Here is a 17106-nt window from a genome sequence, read left to right as displayed (position 1 = left end):
TACCCGGCGGTACCGACAGGGTGCAGCCCCTCTTTACCTGCCTTGGTCAGCTCTTGCGCTTCCGCCGCCGGACCACCACGGGAAGCACACCCGTCAGGGCGATGGCCTGCGGGGCCACCGTGAGGGATCCGGCCGCGGAGCTCTGCTGGTCGAGGCCCGACTGGTCGAAGGTGTCGGGAACCGGCAGCGTGCCCCAGCGGTTGATCGGCCAGGCCTTGACGATGGCACGCCCGACGACGTCCTTGACCGGGACCATGCCGTGGTACTTGTCGTCCTGGTTGTAGCGCGAGTCGCGCGAGTTCTGGCGGTGGTCGCCCATGACCCAGACGTAGCCCTTGGGCACCTTGACCTTGAACTGGCCGCCCGAGTCGTCGTCGGTGCACGGCGTGTTGCCGGCGTAGACGTACGACTCCTCGTTCAGCGCCTTGCCGTTGACCGTCAGCGGGCCGGTGCCCTTGCATTCGACCGTGTCGCCGCCTACCCCGATCACCCGCTTGATCAGGTCCTTCTCCTGTGCCGACGGCATCAGGCCGATCCAGCTGAGGACCTTCTGCACGGCGTTGGGCTCGGGCGTCGGCTCGCCCTGCAGCCACTTGGTGGGGTCGTGGAAGACGATGACCTCGCCGCGCTCGGGCTCGGAGCCGAACCACGGGGTGAGCTTGTCGACGAGGACCCGGTCGCCCTCCTGGAGGGTGTTCTGCATCGAGTCGGACGGGATCGAGAACGCCTGCACCAGGAACGTCTTGATCAGCAGGGCCAGCACGAGCGCGATGCCGATCAGTATCGGCAGCTCCTTCCAGAAGGAGCGCGGCTTCCTGGGAGCCGGCGTCGAGCCACCGGAGCCCTGGCCCTCGGTCGGGCCCCGGTCCTCGGCCGAGCCCTGCGGCTCGCCCGGCCCCGCACCGTCGCCGCCCGCCGGGGAGTCATTCCCGGAGGTCACGGCGTCGTCCGCGCCGGCGGTCGCGTCCACGGGGCGTCCGCGGTTCTCCTCGCCGTCGTGTCCGGACCGTGCGCCAACCGCCACATCCCCCACGCCAACTCCTCACTCTGTGCCGCCGCCTGCCCCATACACGGTGCAGGCCCACCACTCCCATAACGAGCGGAAGTTCCGCAGGGGTCGGGGGTGGCATCGTTCCGTTGGGATCGTCGGTGACAACCCTATGCGACAGCCGCGAGGACGAGGTCGTCGTGGCCCCCGCGTCGGTGACGGAAGAAAAGGTTTGCGGTTCCTTGAGGCTGGTCCAGTGACCCATCGGCCAGCCGATGACCATCGCGCGTCCGACCACCGAGCTCAGGGCGACCGTGCCTCCGTAGCTGGTGTTCTGGTGGTACCGGGAGTCCGCGGAGTTGCCGCGGTGGTCGCCCATCACCCAGAGCCGTCCCTTGGGGACGGTGATGTCGAACGATGTCTGGGAGGGTGCGTTGCCCGGATACAGGTAGTCCGTCTCGGACAGGGGGACGCCGTTGACGGTCACGCGGCCTTGGGAGTCACAGCACTTGACGTGATCCCCGCCGACCCCGATGACCCGTTTGATCAGGTCCTTCTCGTTGTCGGAAGGCAGCAGGCCGATGAACTGGAGGCCTTCCTTGACCTGCTTGACCCCCACGGGGTCGCTCTTCTTGGTGGTCTGCTCGTCCGCCAGCCAGCCGCCCGGATCGTGGAACACGACGACGTCCCCGCGCTGCGGCTTCGAGCCGAACCACGGGGTGAACTTGTCGACCAGGACGCGGTCGCCGATCCGGATCGTCTGCTCCATGGAGCCCGAGGGGATCACGAACGCCTGGACGAGGAAGGTCTTGAGCACGAGCGCTATCAGGACGGCCACGCCGACCAGGAGAGGGATCTCCCGGACAGCGCTGCGCCTGCGCTTGCGCTTGACCTTGCGCTGCAGCTTGCGCCGCTCCGCACGCGTGCGTCCGCCGGACGGCTTGGCGGAAGCGCGGCGGAAGCCGGTGGGCAGCATGTTCTCGGCGGGGCCACTGGGCACACCGCGCGGTTTGCCGCGGTTACCCATGGGCGCCCTCCGCGGCGGGCACGCGCGCATAGGCGGCGGGGCGCTTCAGGTGCGTGAGACGGGCGGACGGCCAGACGATCCAGTCGGCCCGGCCGATCACGTCACCGACGGGGACCATGCCGCCACCGGGTGAGCCCAGGTGGTCGCGGGAGTCGCTGGAGTCGCTGCGGTGGTCGCCGAGGACGAAGAGCCTGCCGTCGGGCACCACGACGTCGAAGGGGACGGATGACGCGCTGTCCCCGGGGTAGAGGAACGCCGTCTCGTCGACCGACCGGCCGTTCACTTGGATCCGCCCCTCCTTGTCGCAGCAGACAACATGGTCGCCCCCCACACCCACAACGCGCTTGATGTAGTCGGCGTGCCCGAAGTACCCGGTGCCGTCGAACACGACCACATCGCCACGTCGCGGCTGGGCACCGAAACGGTACGCCAACCTATTTACGAGAACGCGGTCCCCGATCCTCAATCCCTGTTCCATGGATCCGCTGGGAATTTGGAATGGCTGGGCCACGAACGCGTTGAGGAGGAGCAAAAACACCAGGCAGACGAGGAGGGTGAGGGTGATCAACCCGCCCGGCAGCCAGTCGGTGATCCGCGACACCAACGCGAAACGCGACCGATCCTCCGTACCCCTGGTGTCGTCGGGGCGGGAGGAGCGGTCGCGCTCCGTCGGCTGTGCTTCGGTGTCCATCGAGGCCAGATGCTATCCGGCCTCGCTGTGACGTCCGGGAGGCGCTCAGCTCTCGCGCTTCTCCTTGATCTTCGCGGCCTTGCCGCGCAGCTCGCGCAGGTAGTACAGCTTGGCGCGGCGCACGTCACCGCGGGTGACGAGCTCGATCTTCTCCACGATCGGGGTGTGCACCGGGAAGGTGCGCTCGACGCCGACGGAGAAGGAGACCTTGCGGACCGTGAAGGTCTCGCGGACACCGGAGCCCTGGCGGCGGATCACAACGCCCTTGAACTGCTGCACACGGGAGCGGTTGCCCTCGATGACGCGGACGTGGACGTTGACGGTGTCACCCGGGCGGAAGGCCGGGATGTCGCTGCGCAGCGACGCGGAGTCGACGGAGTCGAGCAGGTGAGACATTTCGTCTGCTTTCTTCGCTGATGCCACAGGTCATCAACGGGAACTAGGTGTTCACAGGGGCTGCCGCGCGGGTCGGGGCGGACGTCGTGTCCCCCTGTGGCAGGGGCGCACACCGGACGGACGCACAGCAGCGGCCTATTCTTCCACGCCCTCGGTCCTGCGCCAAAATCGGCCGTGGGGCTCGCCCTCCGGGTCGGGGGCCCAGCCCAGGATGGACAGCATCTCGCGGTCCTTCTTGTCGAACGCCTTGGGATCGCAGCGCTCGATGAGGTCGGGGCGGTTGGCCGTCGTACGCCTCAGGGCCTCGTCCCGGCGCCAGCGGGCGATCTTGCCGTGGTGGCCGCTGAGCAGCACGTCCGGGATGTCGCGGCCGCGCCAGAGGGGCGGCTTGGTGTAGACGGGGCCTTCCAGGAGACTCGCCATCGCGCCGGGCGCGAAGGAGTCGTCCCGGTGGGACTCGGCGTTGCCGAGGACGCCGGGCAGCAGCCGTGCCACCGCCTCCGTGACGACGAGTACGGCCGCCTCGCCGCCGGCCAGGACGTAGTCGCCGATGGACACCTCGTACACCGGCATCCGGGTGGCGTACTCGTCGATGACGCGCCGGTCGATGCCCTCGTAGCGGGCCGGGGTGAAGACCAGCCAGGGGCGCTCGGACAGCTCGACGGCCAGTTCCTGGGTGAAGGGACGGCCGCTGGGGGTGGGGACGATCAGCGCGGGGGCCCGGGAGCCCGTCTCGTAGCCGTCGGCGAGGACGGAGTCGAGGGCGTCGCCCCAGGGCTCGGTCTTCATGACCATGCCGGGACCGCCGCCGTACGGGGTGTCGTCGACCGTGTTGTGGCGGTCGTAGGTCCACGCGCGCAGGTCGTGCACGTGCACGTTCAGCTGTCCACGCGCGCGTGCCTTGCCCACGAGGGAGACGTTCAGCGGTTCCAGGTACTCGGGGAAGATCGTGACGACGTCGAGGCGCATCAGGCATCGTCCCCGGCGTCCCGGGAGGACGCGATCTCCGCCCGGTCGTCGATCAGACCCGGCGGCGGAGCGATGACCGCGCGCTGCTCCTCCAGGTCGATCTCGGTGACGATCTCCGCGACGAACGGGATCATGACCTCGGTCCCGTCGGGGCGCTCCACGATGAACAGGTCCTGGGTGGGCAGGTGCGAGATCTCGGTGATCCGGCCGACCTCCGTACCGTCCTCGGTCACCACGTCGAGGTCGACGAGCTGGTGGTCGTAGTACTCGTCCTCCTCCTCGGGGAGCTCGTTCGGGTCGACCTCGGCGATCAGGAGGGTGTTGCGCAGCGCCTCGGCGGCGTTGCGGTCGGCGACGCCCTCGAAACGCAGGAGGAGCCGGCCGCTGTGCACCCGGCCGGTCGCGATGGTGAGCGGCCCCGTCGAGGCGGGATCCGTGGTCAGTACGGCACCGGGTCCGAGCCGGAGTTCCGGCTCGTCGGTACGGACCTCGACGGTGACCTCGCCCTTGATGCCGTGGGCACGGCCGATCCGTGCGACTACCAGCTGCACTGTGCTTGCTCTCCTGTCATACGACCGGCCGTACGACGTCGGGCCGGGGACGGCCCAGTGGCCCTCCCCGGCCCGAGCCGGTGCTGCGAAAACGTCAGCGGACGTGGTCCACGTCGACGAGGTCGACGCGGACGCCGCGGCCGCCGATGGCGCCCACGACGGTGCGCAGGGCGCGCGCGGTGCGGCCGTTGCGGCCGATCACCTTGCCGAGGTCGTCGGGATGCACCCGGACCTCGAGCACGCGCCCGCGGCGCAGGTCGCGCGAGGCGACCTGCACATCGTCAGGGTTGTCGACGATGCCCTTCACGAGGTGCTCAAGCGCCTCTTCGAGCATGCTGCTCAGGCCTCGGTCGACTCGGACTCAGCCGCGGCCTCGTCCTTCTTCTCAGCCTTCTTCTTCTGGGTGATCGCCTCACCCTTGCCCTCGTCGTCACCGCCGAGAGCCTCGAACGTCGGACGCGTGGCCTTCGGCGCGGCGACGAGCAGCGGCGCCGGGGCGGGCTCGCCCTTGAACTTCTGCCAGTCGCCGGTCTTCTTCAGGATGGCGAGCACGGGCTCGGTCGGCTGCGCGCCGACACCCAGCCAGTACGCCACGCGGTCGGCGTCCACCTCGATGACCGACGGGTTGTAGGTCGGGTGGTACTTGCCGATCTCCTCGATGGCCCGGCCGTCACGGCGGGTACGGGAGTCGGCGACGACGATGCGGTAGTGAGGCGAACGGATCTTGCCCAGACGCTTCAGCTTGATCTTGACTGCCACGGGAGTGGATTCTCCTGGATTTGACGTGGTTGGGCACGGCGGAACTGCCGCGTGGGGTTGCGGTACCCGAGTGCCCGACGGACGCGTCAGCCGGAGGAGAGAGGGGTCCTGTGCGGCTGTCGAGTACAGCTAGCCATTGTGCCATACGCGGCGGGTCACTCTTGGCCGAGGGTGCCGAGGGCGGGGAGGGCGTGCCCGGGCATGCCTGAGGGGCACCCGGCGCGGAGGTGAGGTACGTCGGGTGCTCGCCCGGCGGGGAGGGCCGGGTCGCGGCTGCCACGAGCAGCCGTGACCTCAGCTCGCCGCCGCTCCCACGATGTCCGGGATCCGGAACGGCTTGCCGCAGCCGCCGCACACGATCGGGGCCTGGGCCAGGACCGAGGGCACCACCCGGACGTTGCGTCCGCAGTCGCAGACCGCCTTGACACGGACGCCGCCGCCGGAGGAGCCGTGGCGGGCGGCCGGGCCGCGGAACGTACGGGAGGTGTCGGCGGACGTCGCCGCCGTGTGGGCCTTCAGGGCGCGCTGAAGGCGCTCGATGGTCGGCCGATAGCGCCGCTTCGCCTCGGGATTGAGCGTGACCAGCGAGAAACCGCTGCTGGGGTGCGGTTCGTCGGGGTGGTCCAGGCCCAGCTCCTCGGCGATCGCGAGGAATCGGCGGTTGTGGTAGCGACCGGCGCGGGAGGTGTCGCGGATTCCGCGCGCGGCGGCGATGCCGTGGACTGCTTCGTGCAGCAGTCGCTCGAAGGAGAGCTCGTGACCGCAGGCGGACGACGATTCTCCGATCAGGGACTCTGGCGCGGCAAGGTCCGGCAGCTCGGGGTGGTACCGCTGAATGTCGGCCCACGCCTGCGCCAGCTCTGCGGCGAGAACAGGTGGTGTCTGTGTCGTGCTCACGTAATGACAACGAGCCTGGGTGCCCCTGTGTTCCGATTCCGGGCCATCCCAAATAATTTGCACGTACCCGTCAGTTGCCGCTGATGCGTCCTGACGAGGGCGGGTGCGCTGATCTGCCCAGAAGCCGCACAGCTCCTACCAAGCCGGTGCGTAGCCTGACGTACGCCCACGTACGCCCCGGCGCGTAGATGGTGTCCCCGCGCCGGGCCGCCCGTGATGCGCAGGTGCGCAAGACGCGTTTCGGTCGCTCTCGCGCTGAAAGGGCACTACTCAGTAAGCGCGCGCGACGAGCGCGGTGTTACCCGGTGCGTCCTCGTCGTCCGGCACGGAGCCGTCCGCGGCGACCAGACACCGTACGGTCACCGCGTGCTCGGCCAGCTCGGCCTCGCCCTGCGCACCGAGCTTCGCCCAGGGGATACGCGCCCAGCCGCCGGCGCCGACCGCCTCCACTGCCTCCGCGGTCGAGGACACGTCGGAGGTACGGGACTCGCGGCGCTCACGGGACTGCCGCAGCAGCAGCGCCTGGTCCTCCTCCAGCATCGCGGGCAGGACGTCCGCGAGCGTTTCGACCGCCACCGGCTCCTTGCCTCCGGGGATGCGGCGCGCCAGCATCGCGGTGCCGTTCTCCAGGTCCCGGGGGCCGACCTCCACGCGCGCGGGCACGCCCTTGAGCTCCCAGTCGACGGCGCGGCGGCCGAAGGGCGTGTCGACACGGTCGTCGACCTGGACGCGCAGGCCGGCCGCCTTCAGCCGGTCGCCGATCTCGCGTACCTTGGCCAGGACCGCCTCGTCGCCCTTGATCGCGAGGACGACGACCTGGGTCTGCGCCAGGCGCGGCGGAACCCTGAGGCCGTTGTCGTCGCCGTGCATCATCACCAGCGCGCCGATCATGCGCGTGGTCGAGCCCCAGGAGGTCTGCCAGACCAGCTCCTGCGTGCCGTCCTTGGACAGGTACGAGGTGTTGAAGGCCTTGGCGAAGTTCTGGCCCAGCTCGTGGCTGGTCGCCATCTGAAGGGCCTTGCCGTCGCCCATCATGCCTTCGAGCGTGAGGGTGTTGATGGCGCCCGCGAACCGCTCCTTGGCGGTCTTGCGGCCGGGAACGACGTCCATGGCGAGCACGTTCACCATGAAGTCCTCGTAGACCTCGCGGTGGATGTGGGAGGCGAAGTCGCGGGCGTCCTGACGCGTCGCGTGCGCCGTGTGGCCCTCCTGCCACAGGAACTCCGTCGTGCGCAGGAACAGCCGGGGTCTGAGCTCCCAACGGACCACGTTCGCCCACTGGTTGATCAGCAAGGGCAGGTCCCGGTAGCTCTGCACCCACTTCGAGAAGTAGTCGTTGATGATCATCTCGGAGGTCGGCCGGACCACCGCCGGCTCCTCCAGCTCCTTGCCGCCGCCGTGCGTGACCACCGCGAGCTCGGGCGCGAACCCCTCGACGTGGTCGGCCTCCCTGGTGAGGTACGACTGCGGGATCAGCAGCGGGAAGTACGCGTTCTGGGTGCCCGTCTCCTTGATGCGGGCGTCCATCTCCGCCTGCATCCGCTCCCACAGCCCGTACCCGTACGGTCGGATGACCATGGTGCCGCGCACCGGACCGTTGTCGGCCAGTTCGGCCTTGTTGATCAGATCCTGGTACCACCGGGGGAAGTCGTCCGCCCGCGGTGTGAGAACGGGTGCCTTGGCCATGGCGAGATGGTACGGGCTCACGTTGCGGGGATGTGAATTCTCGCCACTGGCACAGGGAAGGCACAAGGAGGGCCCCGCCGGCACTGGACGCCGCCGCGAGCCGGGAGTTACCTGACATACGTGGAAGGTGCGAGCGCACGGCACGGGGGCCACGCAACGGGGCACAGCGGCAACTCTCTGCGGATTGGGGCGCTTACCTATGACACCTACGCTCGTGCGGCAACACCTGTCTCACGCGGGTTCGACGCCCGGCGTGAACCTGTGCGCACGCGCGCGTGACTGGTCCGAGATTCAGGAGCGGATGCTGGTCCCGCTCTACGAGGCCGTCTACGAGCGACTTGAAGTGGGCCCCGGCACACGGCTGCTGGGCCTCGGCTGCGGCTCCGGACTCGCCCTGCTGATGGCTGCCTCCAGAAGGGCCGCGGTCGCCGGTGTCGACTCCTCCCCCGAGCGACTCGCCCTCGCGCGGCAACGCCTGCAGCCGGACGGCTGGACCACGCGCGCGCGTGCCCGCACCCGGATCGTCGCCGGTTCGCTCCGGGACGCGGCCGGCACGGACTCCCCCGCCTACACCCTGGTGACCGCCTTCGACCCCGTCAGGTCCCCGGCGGCCGGCTGCGAGGACCTCGGTGAGCTGCTCGCCGAGGCGGTCCCGCTCGTCGCGCGTGGGACGCCCGTGGTGCTGGCCGGCTGGGGCCCGCAGGAGCGCTGCGCCACCTCGGCGGTGCTGCGGGCGGCCACCCGGCCGGCCCAGTGGCACCCCGCCCTGCGCGACGACCTCGAGGAGGTCGCCCAGCGGGCCGGGCTGAAGCCGGACGGCTCGGGCCGGGTCGCCTGTCCCTTCGGATACGCCGACCTCGACAGCGCCGCCCGCGGCCTCATGTCGACGGGCCTGCTGGACCCGGCGGTCGCCGCGACGGACCGGGACCGGGTGGACAAGGAGCTGGTGGAGGCGCTGCATCCGTACCGGCGGGGGGACGGCACGGTGTGGATGCCGAACATCTTCCGGTACCTGATCGCCCGCGTTCCCTAGGCCGCGCCCCCCGGGCCGAGTCCGTCACTCCCCCTTCGTCAGGCGGGTGATCCCGGCGATCCGGTAGGCGTCCGCCTCCTCCAGCGTCTCGTGCTCCAGCAGCGCGTGGGCGAGGGCGTCCAGCCGCCCGCGGTGGTCGAGCAGTTTGCGGCGCGCCTGCGCGTAGCACTCGTCGACGATCCGCCGCATCTCGCCGTCGATCACGTCGAGGGTGTGCGGGGCGGCGGCGAGCCCGTACGCCTGCTGGGCGTCGCTCGGGAGGGCGGAGAGGCGGCCGACGCGCTCGCTCATGCCCCAGCGGGCCACCATCCCGCGCGCGATGTTGGTGACCTGTTCGAGGTCGTTCTCCGCCCCCGTGGTGACGACCCCGTAGACCACCTCTTCCGCCGCCATGCCGCCCAGGGCGCCGATGATGCGGCCGCGCAGGTACTCCTCCGAGTGCGCGTACCGCTCCACCTCGGGGGTCGACATGGTCACCCCGAGGGCCCGGCCGCGCGGCACGATGGTGACCTTGCGGACGGGGTCGGCGCCGGGCTGGAGCATGCCCAGGAGGGCGTGGCCGCTCTCGTGGTAGGCGGTGCGGCGACGGTCCTCCTCGGGCATGACCAGGGTGCGTTCGGCGCCCAGCTGCACCTTCTCCAGGGCCTCCGAGAGCTCGGACTGGGTCACCTGCTCCTGTTTGCGCTTGATCGCGAGCAGTACGGCCTCGTTGGCGAGATTGGCCAGATCCGCACCTGTCATGCCCGGGGTGGTGCGGGCCACCTGGGTCAGGTCCACCTCGGGGGCGAGCGGAATCCCGCGGGTGTGGATCCGCAGGATGGCCTCGCGTCCGCCGCGGTCCGGCGGGGAGACGTTGACCACCCGGTCGAAGCGGCCGGGCCGGGTCAGCGCCGGATCCAGGATGTCGGCACGGTTCGTCGCCGCGATGACGACCACGCCCTCCGACCCGGAGAAGCCGTCCATCTCGGTGAGGATCTGGTTCAGCGTCTGCTCACGCTCGTCGTGGCCGCTCACCGAGGCGCCGCCGCCCCGGGCCCGCCCGATCGTGTCGATCTCGTCGATGAAGATGATCGACGGGGCCACCTTGCGCGCCTCGCCGAACAGCTCGCGCACGCGGGAGGCGCCGACGCCCACGATCATCTCGATGAACTCCGAGGCGGAGGCCGAGAAGAACGGCACGCCCGCCTCACCCGCCACGGCCCGCGCCAGCAGCGTCTTGCCGGTGCCGGGCGGCCCCGCGAGCAGCACGCCGCGCGGCATCTTCGCGCCCATCCTGCGGTAGACGTCCGGGTGCTCCAGGAAGTCGACGACGTCGTCCAGCTCGCCCTTGACCTCGTCGATGCCCGCCACGTCGGCGAACGTGTTGCGCTGCGTGCCCGGCTGGAGCTCGACCGGCCTCGGCGGCGCCTTGCGGCCGAGCATGCCCCCGGCGCCGCCCAGGCCGCCCGCGCGCAGCCGCCGTGCGAAGAAGATCCACACCGCCGCCAGCACCACCAGTGGCGCGAGGGAGAGCAGCAGGTTGGACAGCAGGCTGCGCTGCTGCACCACCGGCTGCGCGGTCACCGTGACGCCATGGCTGCTCAGGCTCCGCCAGAGGTTGTCGTCCGCGAAGGCCGGGCGCTGCGTCTTGAACTTGGTGTACTGGCCACCGCCCTCGGGGTTGCCACGGGCGCTCTTGAGCTGCCCCTGGATCGCGTCGCCCTTGGAGTAGATCTTGGCGACGTTGCCCGCGTCGACCTGCCTGCTGAACTCCGTGTACGAGATCGTCGGCTCGTTGCCCTGGCCGAGGTAGTTCAGCCCGACGTACGCCAGCAGGAAGACGATCACCGCGGTGACGGCCAGCCCCCACCACCGGCCGCGCGGCCATCTGCCGCCGGGCCGCCGCGGCGCCTCGTCCGGGGTGCCCTCGGTGCGCCACGGGCGGTCGGGGACCCTGGGGGGTGGCCCGGCGTTGCTCATATCTGGACGTTACGGCACACAGCGGGCCATGGCACGCGCTGAGGGCGCCCCTTCGCGGAAGGGGCGCCCTCAGTCTCGTACCGCGTGGGTGCGTGTCAGCCCATGAACTTCTTGAACTCGTCCGGGAGTTCGAAGTCCTCCCCGGCCTGCTGGCCCGGCAGGCCGAAGGCACCGGCGCCCTGGGCTCCGGCGGCGCGGCGGGCAGCCGCCTCCTGCTCCTGCTGCTTGCGCTTCATCGGGTTGCCGGAGCGCTGCTTGCCCTTGGCCTGCTTGGGCTGCTTCTTGCTCCGGCCGGGGCCACCGCCCATGCCCGGGATCCCCGGCATGCCGGGCATGCCGCCGCCCTGGGCCATGCGGGACATCATCTTGCGGGCCTCGAAGAACCGCTCGACCAGGCCCTTCACCGCGCTGACCTCGACACCGGAACCCCTGGCGATACGGGCGCGGCGCGAGCCGTTGATGATCGTCGGGTCCTGGCGCTCGCCCGGGGTCATCGACTTGATGATCGCGCCGACCCGGTCGACTTCCCGCTCGTCCAGGTTGTTGATCTGGTCCTTGATCTGACCCATGCCGGGCAGCATGCCGAGCAGCTTGCTGATGCTGCCCATCTTCCTGACCTGCTCCATCTGGGCCAGGAAGTCGTCCAGGGTGAAGTCCTGGCCCTTCTTGGACGCCAGCTTGGAGGCCATCTTCTCGGCCTCTTCCTGACTGAACGTCTTCTCCGCCTGCTCGATCAGGGTGAGCAGGTCACCCATGTCGAGGATGCGGGAGGCCATCCGGTCCGGGTGGAAGGCGTCGAAGTCCTCGAGCTTCTCGCCGTTCGACGCGAACATGATCGGCTTGCCGGTGATCTGGCGGATCGACAGGGCAGCGCCACCGCGGGCGTCGCCGTCGAGCTTGGAGAGCACCACGCCGTCGAAGCCGACGCCGTCGCGGAAGGCCTCCGCGGTGTTGACCGCGTCCTGACCGATCATGGCGTCGACGACGAAGAGGATCTCGTCGGGGCTGACGGCGTCGCGGATGTCCGCGGCCTGCTGCATCATCTCCTGGTCGATGCCCAGGCGGCCGGCGGTGTCCACGATCACGATGTCGTGGACCTTGGTCCGCGCGTGCTCGATGGAGTCCTTGGCGACCTTCACCGGGTCACCGACGCCGTTGCCCGGCTCCGGCGCGTACACCGCGACACCGGCCCGCTCGGCGACCACGCTGAGCTGGTTCACGGCGTTCGGCCGCTGGAGGTCGGCGGCGACCAGCAGGGGCGAGTGCCCCTGCTCCTTCAGCCACCGGCCGAGCTTGCCCGCGAGCGTGGTCTTACCGGCGCCCTGGAGACCGGCGAGCATGATCACGGTGGGCGGCTGCTTGGCGAAGCGGAGACGGCGGGTCTCACCGCCGAGGATGGTGACGAGCTCGTCGTTGACGATCTTCAGCACCTGCTGGGCGGGGTTCAGCGCCCGGGAGACCTCGGCGCCGAGCGCCCGCTCCTTGATGTTCTTGATGAACGTCCGCACGACGGGCAGCGCCACGTCCGCCTCGAGGAGCGCGATGCGGATCTCACGGGCCGTGGCGTCGATGTCCGCCTCGGAGAGCCGTCCCTTGCCGCGCAGGTTCTTGAAAGTCGCTGAGAGGCGATCGGAAAGAGTATCGAACACGGCGGCGTCGGTCCTCGGAGTCGGGGGCAGTCTGAGCGTCTTCCAGGGTATCCGGCCGCGCAAGACAATCGTCCCCGCCTGTCCAGAAGGTCACGCCCGCAGTGCCTCCTCCAGCGCACGCGCCACCGAAGCCGCCTCCTCACCCGGCAGCGGAGCACCCTTGGGCGCGGTGACGTAGAAGGCGTCGACGGCGTTGGATCCCAGGGTCGACACATGCGCGCTGCGCACCCGTACGCCCGCGTCCTCCAGCGCCTGCCCGATCCGGAACAGCAGCCCGGGCGCGTCCTGGGCGCGGACCTCGATCACCGTGGCGTGGTGGGAGGCGGCCGGGGCGACCGTGACCCGCGGGGGCGGGGCCACCCGGCCACGGCGTCGGGGGTAGGCGGCGTCGCGTTCGGCGAGACGGCCGGCGATGCCGAGGCTGCCGTCGAGGACGCGTACGAGATCCGCGCGCAGCCGGGCCGCCTGGGGCAGGGAGCCGTACTCCGCGGCCACCCGCCAGTTCAGGAGCAGCACCGAACCCTCCTCGAAGCCGCCCGGCAGCTCCAGTGCGCGCAGTTCCGCGGTCCGGACGGTCAGGCGGTGCATGGCGAGGACACCGGCGACGGCGGGCAGGACGCCGGGCTGGTCCGGTACGGCGATGACGAGCTCCACGCCGAGAGGCTCGGGCTCGCCCGACGGTTCCTCGGCCGGCGGCTCGGTCTGGGCGCGCAGTGCGAGGACCGGCCCGCCGGTGCGGAAGGCCTCGACGGCGAGCCGCTCCTGTTCTGCGGTGGGCGCGGCGGCCTCGGGTTCGTCGGGGGCGTCCCCGGCGAGGACGGCGGAGACCCGCTTGACCAGGTCGGCGACGAGGGAGCCCCGCCAGGAGGACCACGCGGCCGGGCCGGTGGCCAGCGCGTCCGCCTCGGTGAGGGCGTGCAGCAGTTCCAGCGTGCTCTGGGTACCGACGGCCTCGGCGACCGACTGGACGGTGGCCGGGTCCTCCAGGTCGCGCCGGGTGGCGGTGTCGACGAGGAGGAGATGGTGGCGTACGAGGGCGGACAGTACGGCCACGTCGGCGCGGTCGAAGCCGATCCGGGCCGCGACGTCCTTGGCGATGATCTCGCCGGCCACGGAGTGGTCGCCGGGCCAGCCCTTGCCGATGTCGTGCAGCAGCGCGGCGACCAGGAGCAGGTCGGGGCGGCTGACGCGGCGGGTCAGCTCGGAGGCGCGGACGGCGGTCTCGATCAGGTGCCGGTCGACGGTCCAGAGGTGGACGGCGTTGCGCTGCGGGCGGCAGCGGACCCGCTCCCAGTCGGGCAGCAGCCTGGTGATCAGGCCCTCGGCCTCCAGTGCCTCCCAGACGTCCACCGTCGGGCGGCCCGAGCCGAGCAGGGTGACCAGCTGCTCGCGCGCCTCGGCGGGCCAAGGCGTGGGCAGGGGCCGCCCATGGGCCGCCATGCGGCGTACGGCGTGCAGGGAGAGCGGGAGGCCGGCCTGTGCGGCGGCGGCCGCGGCACGCAGCGGCAGCACGGGGTCGCGTTCGGGGCGTGCGGCGCGGGCGAGCACCACCTCGCCGTCCTGCTCCACGACCCCCTCGGCCAGCGGAGACCGCTCGGGGGCCGGCTTGCCGCCGCCCAGCATGGCGCGCAGGCGCGGCCGTACGGCGCGCGACCGCAGCACGCGCCCCACTTCGCGCCAGGTGACGTCGCTGGCGTACGAGATGACCCGTGCGGCCTCGTACACCTGGCGCAGCAGGGTGTCGGCGTCGAGCAGGCCGAGTTCGGCGGCCACCTGGTCCTGCTCCTGCAGCGCCAGCCGGTCGGTGGCCCGGCCCGTGGCCAGGTGCAGGGCGTCGCGTACGTCCAGCAGGCGCCGCCGGGCGTCCGCGAGGCCCTCGCGCGGGGCGTCGGCCAGCCAGGAGGCGGCGACCGCGCGCAGGGCGGTGGCGTCACGCAGACCGCCCCTCGCCTCCTTGAGGTCGGGCTCCAGCAGGTACTGGAGCTCGCCCTGGCGTTCGGCGCGCTCGGCGCACAGCTCCTGGAGTTCGGGGAGACGTTTCGGCGCCTGGTTGCGCCAGTCGGCGAGCACCGTGGTGCGCAGTCCGGCGGTGAGGCCGAGGTCACCGGCGAGATGGCGGGCGTCGAGGAGGCCGAGCTGGACCTTGAGGTCCTCGCCGGCCGTCTTGCGGGCCTCGGCCGGGGTGCGCACGGAGTGGTCGAGGGCGAGGCCGAGGTCCCAGACCGGGTACCAGAGCCGGTCGGCGAGGGCGGCCACCGCCTTGGTGTCGCCGCCGTCGTGCAGCAGGAGCAGGTCGAGGTCGCTGCGCGGGGACAGCTCGCCGCGCCCGTAGCCGCCGACCGCGACGAGGGAGACGCCCCCCAGTCCGTCCAGTCCGTCGGCCGCCGCGCTGAACAGCCCCGACAGCCAGTCGTCGGTCAGCTCGGCGAGGGCGGTACGGCGCGGCGGCCCGGACCGCGCCCCCTCACCGAGGAGGCGCAGCCGGGCCGCCGCGTAGCCGCTGGGTCCCGAGTCATCCGCTTCGTTCCGCACATCCGTACTCGTCACCCAGCCGCTCCTGACTGTATGCAGATGGTTCTGTACTACAGCGCGTCCGGGCCGCGCTCGCCGGTCCGTACCCGTACGGCCGTCTCGACCGGCAGGGACCAGACCTTGCCGTCACCGATCTTGCCGGTGCGGGCCGCCTTGACGACGACCTCGATCAGCTGTTCGGCGTCGTCGTCCTCGGCCAGCACCTCGATGCGGATCTTGGGCACCAGGTCGACGGTGTACTCGGCACCGCGGTAGACCTCGGTGTGGCCCCGCTGACGACCGTAACCGCTCGCCTCGGTGACCGTCAGCCCGTGGACGCCGAAGGCCTGGAGGGCCTCCTTGATCTCGTCGAGCCGGTGGGGCTTGACGACGGCGGTGATGAGCTTCATGCGTCCACCTTCTTGCTCTGCGCGGCGGCGGCCAGGGCCGAACCGCCGACGGATCCGACGACACCGCCGCCGGCGCCGCTGAAGTCGTATGCGGTCTCGGCGTGCTCGGCCTGGTCGATGCCGGACACCTCCTCGTCCTCGGTGACCCGCATGCCGATGGTCTTGTCGAGGAGGAAGGCGAGGACGGCGGAGACGATCAGGGAGTAGGCGAGGACCGCGCCGACACCGGCGCACTGCTTCCACAGCTGGGTGAAGGTGTGGTCGCCGTAGAGGACACCGGTCGCGGTGGACTGGCCCTTGCCGGTGGCGAAGAAGCCGATGAGCAGGGAGCCGATGATGCCGCCGACCATGTGGACGCCGACGACGTCGAGGGAGTCGTCGTAGCCGAACCGGAACTTCAGGCTGACGGCCGCGGCGCAGGCGACACCGGCGATGGCGCCGACGGCGATCGCGCCGAGCGGGGAGACCGCGCCACCGGACGGGGTGATGGCGACCAGACCGGCGACCGCGCCGGAGGCGGCGCCCAGCGTGGTGAACGCGCCGTGGCGGATCTTCTCGTAGGCGAGCCAGGCCAGCATGGCGGCGGCGGTGGCGACCTGCGTGTTGACGAACATCAGCGCGCCGACGCCGTCGTCGTTGCCGAGCCACGAGCCAGCGTTGAAGCCGAACCAGCCGAACCACAGCAGACCGGCACCGAGCATGACCAGCGGGAGGCTGTGCGGGCGCATCGGGTCCTTCTTGAAGCCGACACGCTTGCCGATGACCAGGATGACGCCGAGGGCGCCGGCACCGGCGTTGATGTGGACCGCCGTACCACCGGCGAAGTCGATCACACCGAGCTTGTAGGCCCAGCCGTCGGCGCCCCACACCCAGTGGGCGACCGGGACGTAGACGACCGTGAGCCACAGGGCGACGAACAGCGACCAGGCCGAGAACTTGACGCGGTCGGCGAGGGCGCCGCTTATCAGGGCCGGCGTGATCACCGCGAACATCAGCTGGAAGACCATGAAGACGAAGATCGGGATGGTGTAGCCGTCCCACAGCTCCGTCAGGCCGATGTTGCTGAGGCCGAACCAGTCGGTGTTCCAGCCGATGAGGCTGTTGTGCGTGCCGAAGGCGAGGGAGAAGCCGTAGAGGACCCACAGGATCGTGACGATCCCGATGCTGATGAAGCTCATCATCAGCATGTTCAGGGTGCTCTTGACGCGGACCATGCCTCCGTAGAAGAAGGCGAGTCCGGGTGTCATGAGCAGCACCAGGGCGGAACAGATGAGCATGAAGCCTGTGTTCGCGGAGGACAGCTTGGGTGCCTCCGCGGCAAGCGTGATGGCTGGTGCCATCGGCGTCTCCTCGTCGATTGGTACGGCCCCGTGCGGGCGAAGCCTTGAGCGGTCCGGTCAGTGAGGGGTGGGCCGGTTATGCGCCATGAGATTGGCGCAGCGCGGTTTCGGTGGAAGCCCCTCGTTGTTTCGCCGGGGTGACGAAGACGCCCTGCGTGTTACGCGTAGGTGAAGTGCGAGATGCCGCCCGCGCCGATCGTTATCGTGGCGCAACCTTGGGCGGAGACGACCGCAACCATC

The 17106-nt window shown here is 70.6% G+C and carries 16 protein-coding genes; 1 reads left to right on the top strand and 15 read right to left on the bottom strand.

Annotated elements, in window-relative coordinates; translation table 11 throughout:
- Positions 1-46: 46 nt before the first annotated feature.
- The 10 genes from lepB (ACH45E_RS32555) to proS form a co-directional block, all read right to left on the bottom strand.
- On the bottom strand, positions 47-1033 hold the full coding sequence (gene lepB / locus ACH45E_RS32555; RefSeq protein ID WP_361447225.1) for a signal peptidase I: 987 nt from the start codon (positions 1031-1033) through the stop codon (positions 47-49).
- Positions 924-2015 (bottom strand): signal peptidase I, encoded by a 1092-nt coding sequence (gene lepB / locus ACH45E_RS32550; protein WP_361447227.1) that lies wholly within the window; start codon positions 2013-2015, stop codon positions 924-926. Before lepB (ACH45E_RS32550) ends, lepB (ACH45E_RS32555) begins: the two co-directional genes overlap by 110 nt.
- Positions 2008-2706, bottom strand: a complete 699-nt coding sequence (gene lepB / locus ACH45E_RS32545; protein WP_361447229.1) for a signal peptidase I — start codon at positions 2704-2706, stop codon at positions 2008-2010. The genes lepB (ACH45E_RS32550) and lepB (ACH45E_RS32545) overlap by 8 nt, the downstream gene beginning before the upstream one ends.
- Positions 2707-2751: 45 nt before the next feature.
- A complete protein-coding gene (gene rplS / locus ACH45E_RS32540; protein ID WP_030612790.1) occupies positions 2752-3102 on the bottom strand; it encodes a 50S ribosomal protein L19 in 351 nt (116 codons plus the stop codon).
- 135 nt (positions 3103-3237) lie between these two features.
- Positions 3238-4071 (bottom strand): tRNA (guanosine(37)-N1)-methyltransferase TrmD, encoded by an 834-nt coding sequence (gene trmD, locus ACH45E_RS32535; protein WP_361447231.1) that lies wholly within the window; start codon positions 4069-4071, stop codon positions 3238-3240.
- Positions 4071-4622, bottom strand: a complete 552-nt coding sequence (rimM, locus tag ACH45E_RS32530; RefSeq protein ID WP_361447233.1) for a ribosome maturation factor RimM — start codon at positions 4620-4622, stop codon at positions 4071-4073. The genes trmD and rimM overlap by 1 nt, the downstream gene beginning before the upstream one ends.
- Positions 4623-4716: 94 nt before the next feature.
- The gene (locus ACH45E_RS32525) at positions 4717-4956 is read right to left on the bottom strand and encodes an RNA-binding protein (RefSeq protein ID WP_005479813.1); all 240 of its coding nucleotides are present in this window, start codon (positions 4954-4956) and stop codon (positions 4717-4719) included.
- A gap of 5 nt (positions 4957-4961) precedes the next feature.
- Positions 4962-5381, bottom strand: coding sequence for a 30S ribosomal protein S16 (gene rpsP, locus ACH45E_RS32520; protein WP_133027307.1), 420 nt, complete (start codon positions 5379-5381; stop codon positions 4962-4964).
- Between the two features lie 294 nt (positions 5382-5675).
- Entirely contained in the window at positions 5676-6278 is a 603-nt protein-coding gene (locus ACH45E_RS32515) for a hypothetical protein (protein WP_361447235.1), read from the bottom strand.
- Between the two features lie 270 nt (positions 6279-6548).
- Entirely contained in the window at positions 6549-7964 is a 1416-nt protein-coding gene (proS, locus tag ACH45E_RS32510; RefSeq protein ID WP_361447237.1) for a proline--tRNA ligase, read from the bottom strand.
- 199 nt (positions 7965-8163) lie between these two features.
- On the opposite strand from proS, the gene ACH45E_RS32505 reads away from it, so the two are divergent.
- Positions 8164-8997, top strand: coding sequence for a methyltransferase domain-containing protein (locus ACH45E_RS32505; RefSeq protein ID WP_361447239.1), 834 nt, complete (start codon positions 8164-8166; stop codon positions 8995-8997).
- A 24-nt stretch (positions 8998-9021) separates the two neighbouring features.
- On the opposite strand, the gene ftsH is transcribed toward ACH45E_RS32505, so the two are convergent.
- From ftsH to ACH45E_RS32480, 5 genes are all read right to left on the bottom strand, one after another.
- Entirely contained in the window at positions 9022-10956 is a 1935-nt protein-coding gene (ftsH, locus tag ACH45E_RS32500) for an ATP-dependent zinc metalloprotease FtsH (RefSeq protein ID WP_361447241.1), read from the bottom strand.
- 95 nt (positions 10957-11051) lie between these two features.
- Positions 11052-12605, bottom strand: coding sequence for a signal recognition particle protein (gene ffh / locus ACH45E_RS32495; protein ID WP_361447243.1), 1554 nt, complete (start codon positions 12603-12605; stop codon positions 11052-11054).
- Between the two features lie 90 nt (positions 12606-12695).
- Complete coding sequence (locus tag ACH45E_RS32490) at positions 12696-15152, bottom strand: [protein-PII] uridylyltransferase (protein ID WP_361447245.1); 2457 nt, start codon at positions 15150-15152, stop codon at positions 12696-12698.
- A gap of 35 nt (positions 15153-15187) precedes the next feature.
- Complete coding sequence (locus ACH45E_RS32485; protein WP_039656487.1) at positions 15188-15526, bottom strand: P-II family nitrogen regulator; 339 nt, start codon at positions 15524-15526, stop codon at positions 15188-15190.
- The gene (locus tag ACH45E_RS32480) at positions 15523-16866 is read right to left on the bottom strand and encodes an ammonium transporter (RefSeq protein WP_361447247.1); all 1344 of its coding nucleotides are present in this window, start codon (positions 16864-16866) and stop codon (positions 15523-15525) included. The genes ACH45E_RS32485 and ACH45E_RS32480 overlap by 4 nt, the downstream gene beginning before the upstream one ends.
- Positions 16867-17106: the final 240 nt, after the last annotated feature.

Source organism: Streptomyces sp. NPDC020299 (assembly GCF_044387825.1).
Classification (GTDB): domain Bacteria; phylum Actinomycetota; class Actinomycetes; order Streptomycetales; family Streptomycetaceae; genus Streptomyces.
The sequence above is the reverse complement of the archived record's forward strand: the minus strand, read 5'-3'. Positions and strand labels throughout refer to the sequence as shown.

Coding starts and splice junctions, on each gene's coding strand:
- ftsH (WP_361447241.1), bottom strand. CDS start 10,956: ATGAGCAACGCCGGGCCACCCCCCAGGGTCCCCGACCGCCCGTGGCGC.
- lepB (WP_361447227.1), bottom strand. CDS start 2,015: ATGGGTAACCGCGGCAAACCGCGCGGTGTGCCCAGTGGCCCCGCCGAG.
- lepB (WP_361447229.1), bottom strand. CDS start 2,706: ATGGACACCGAAGCACAGCCGACGGAGCGCGACCGCTCCTCCCGCCCC.
- ACH45E_RS32525 (WP_005479813.1), bottom strand. CDS start 4,956: ATGCTCGAAGAGGCGCTTGAGCACCTCGTGAAGGGCATCGTCGACAAC.
- proS (WP_361447237.1), bottom strand. CDS start 7,964: ATGGCCAAGGCACCCGTTCTCACACCGCGGGCGGACGACTTCCCCCGG.
- trmD (WP_361447231.1), bottom strand. CDS start 4,071: ATGCGCCTCGACGTCGTCACGATCTTCCCCGAGTACCTGGAACCGCTG.
- ACH45E_RS32485 (WP_039656487.1), bottom strand. CDS start 15,526: ATGAAGCTCATCACCGCCGTCGTCAAGCCCCACCGGCTCGACGAGATC.
- ACH45E_RS32505 (WP_361447239.1), top strand. CDS start 8,164: ATGACACCTACGCTCGTGCGGCAACACCTGTCTCACGCGGGTTCGACG.
- ACH45E_RS32480 (WP_361447247.1), bottom strand. CDS start 16,866: ATGGCACCAGCCATCACGCTTGCCGCGGAGGCACCCAAGCTGTCCTCC.
- rplS (WP_030612790.1), bottom strand. CDS start 3,102: ATGTCTCACCTGCTCGACTCCGTCGACTCCGCGTCGCTGCGCAGCGAC.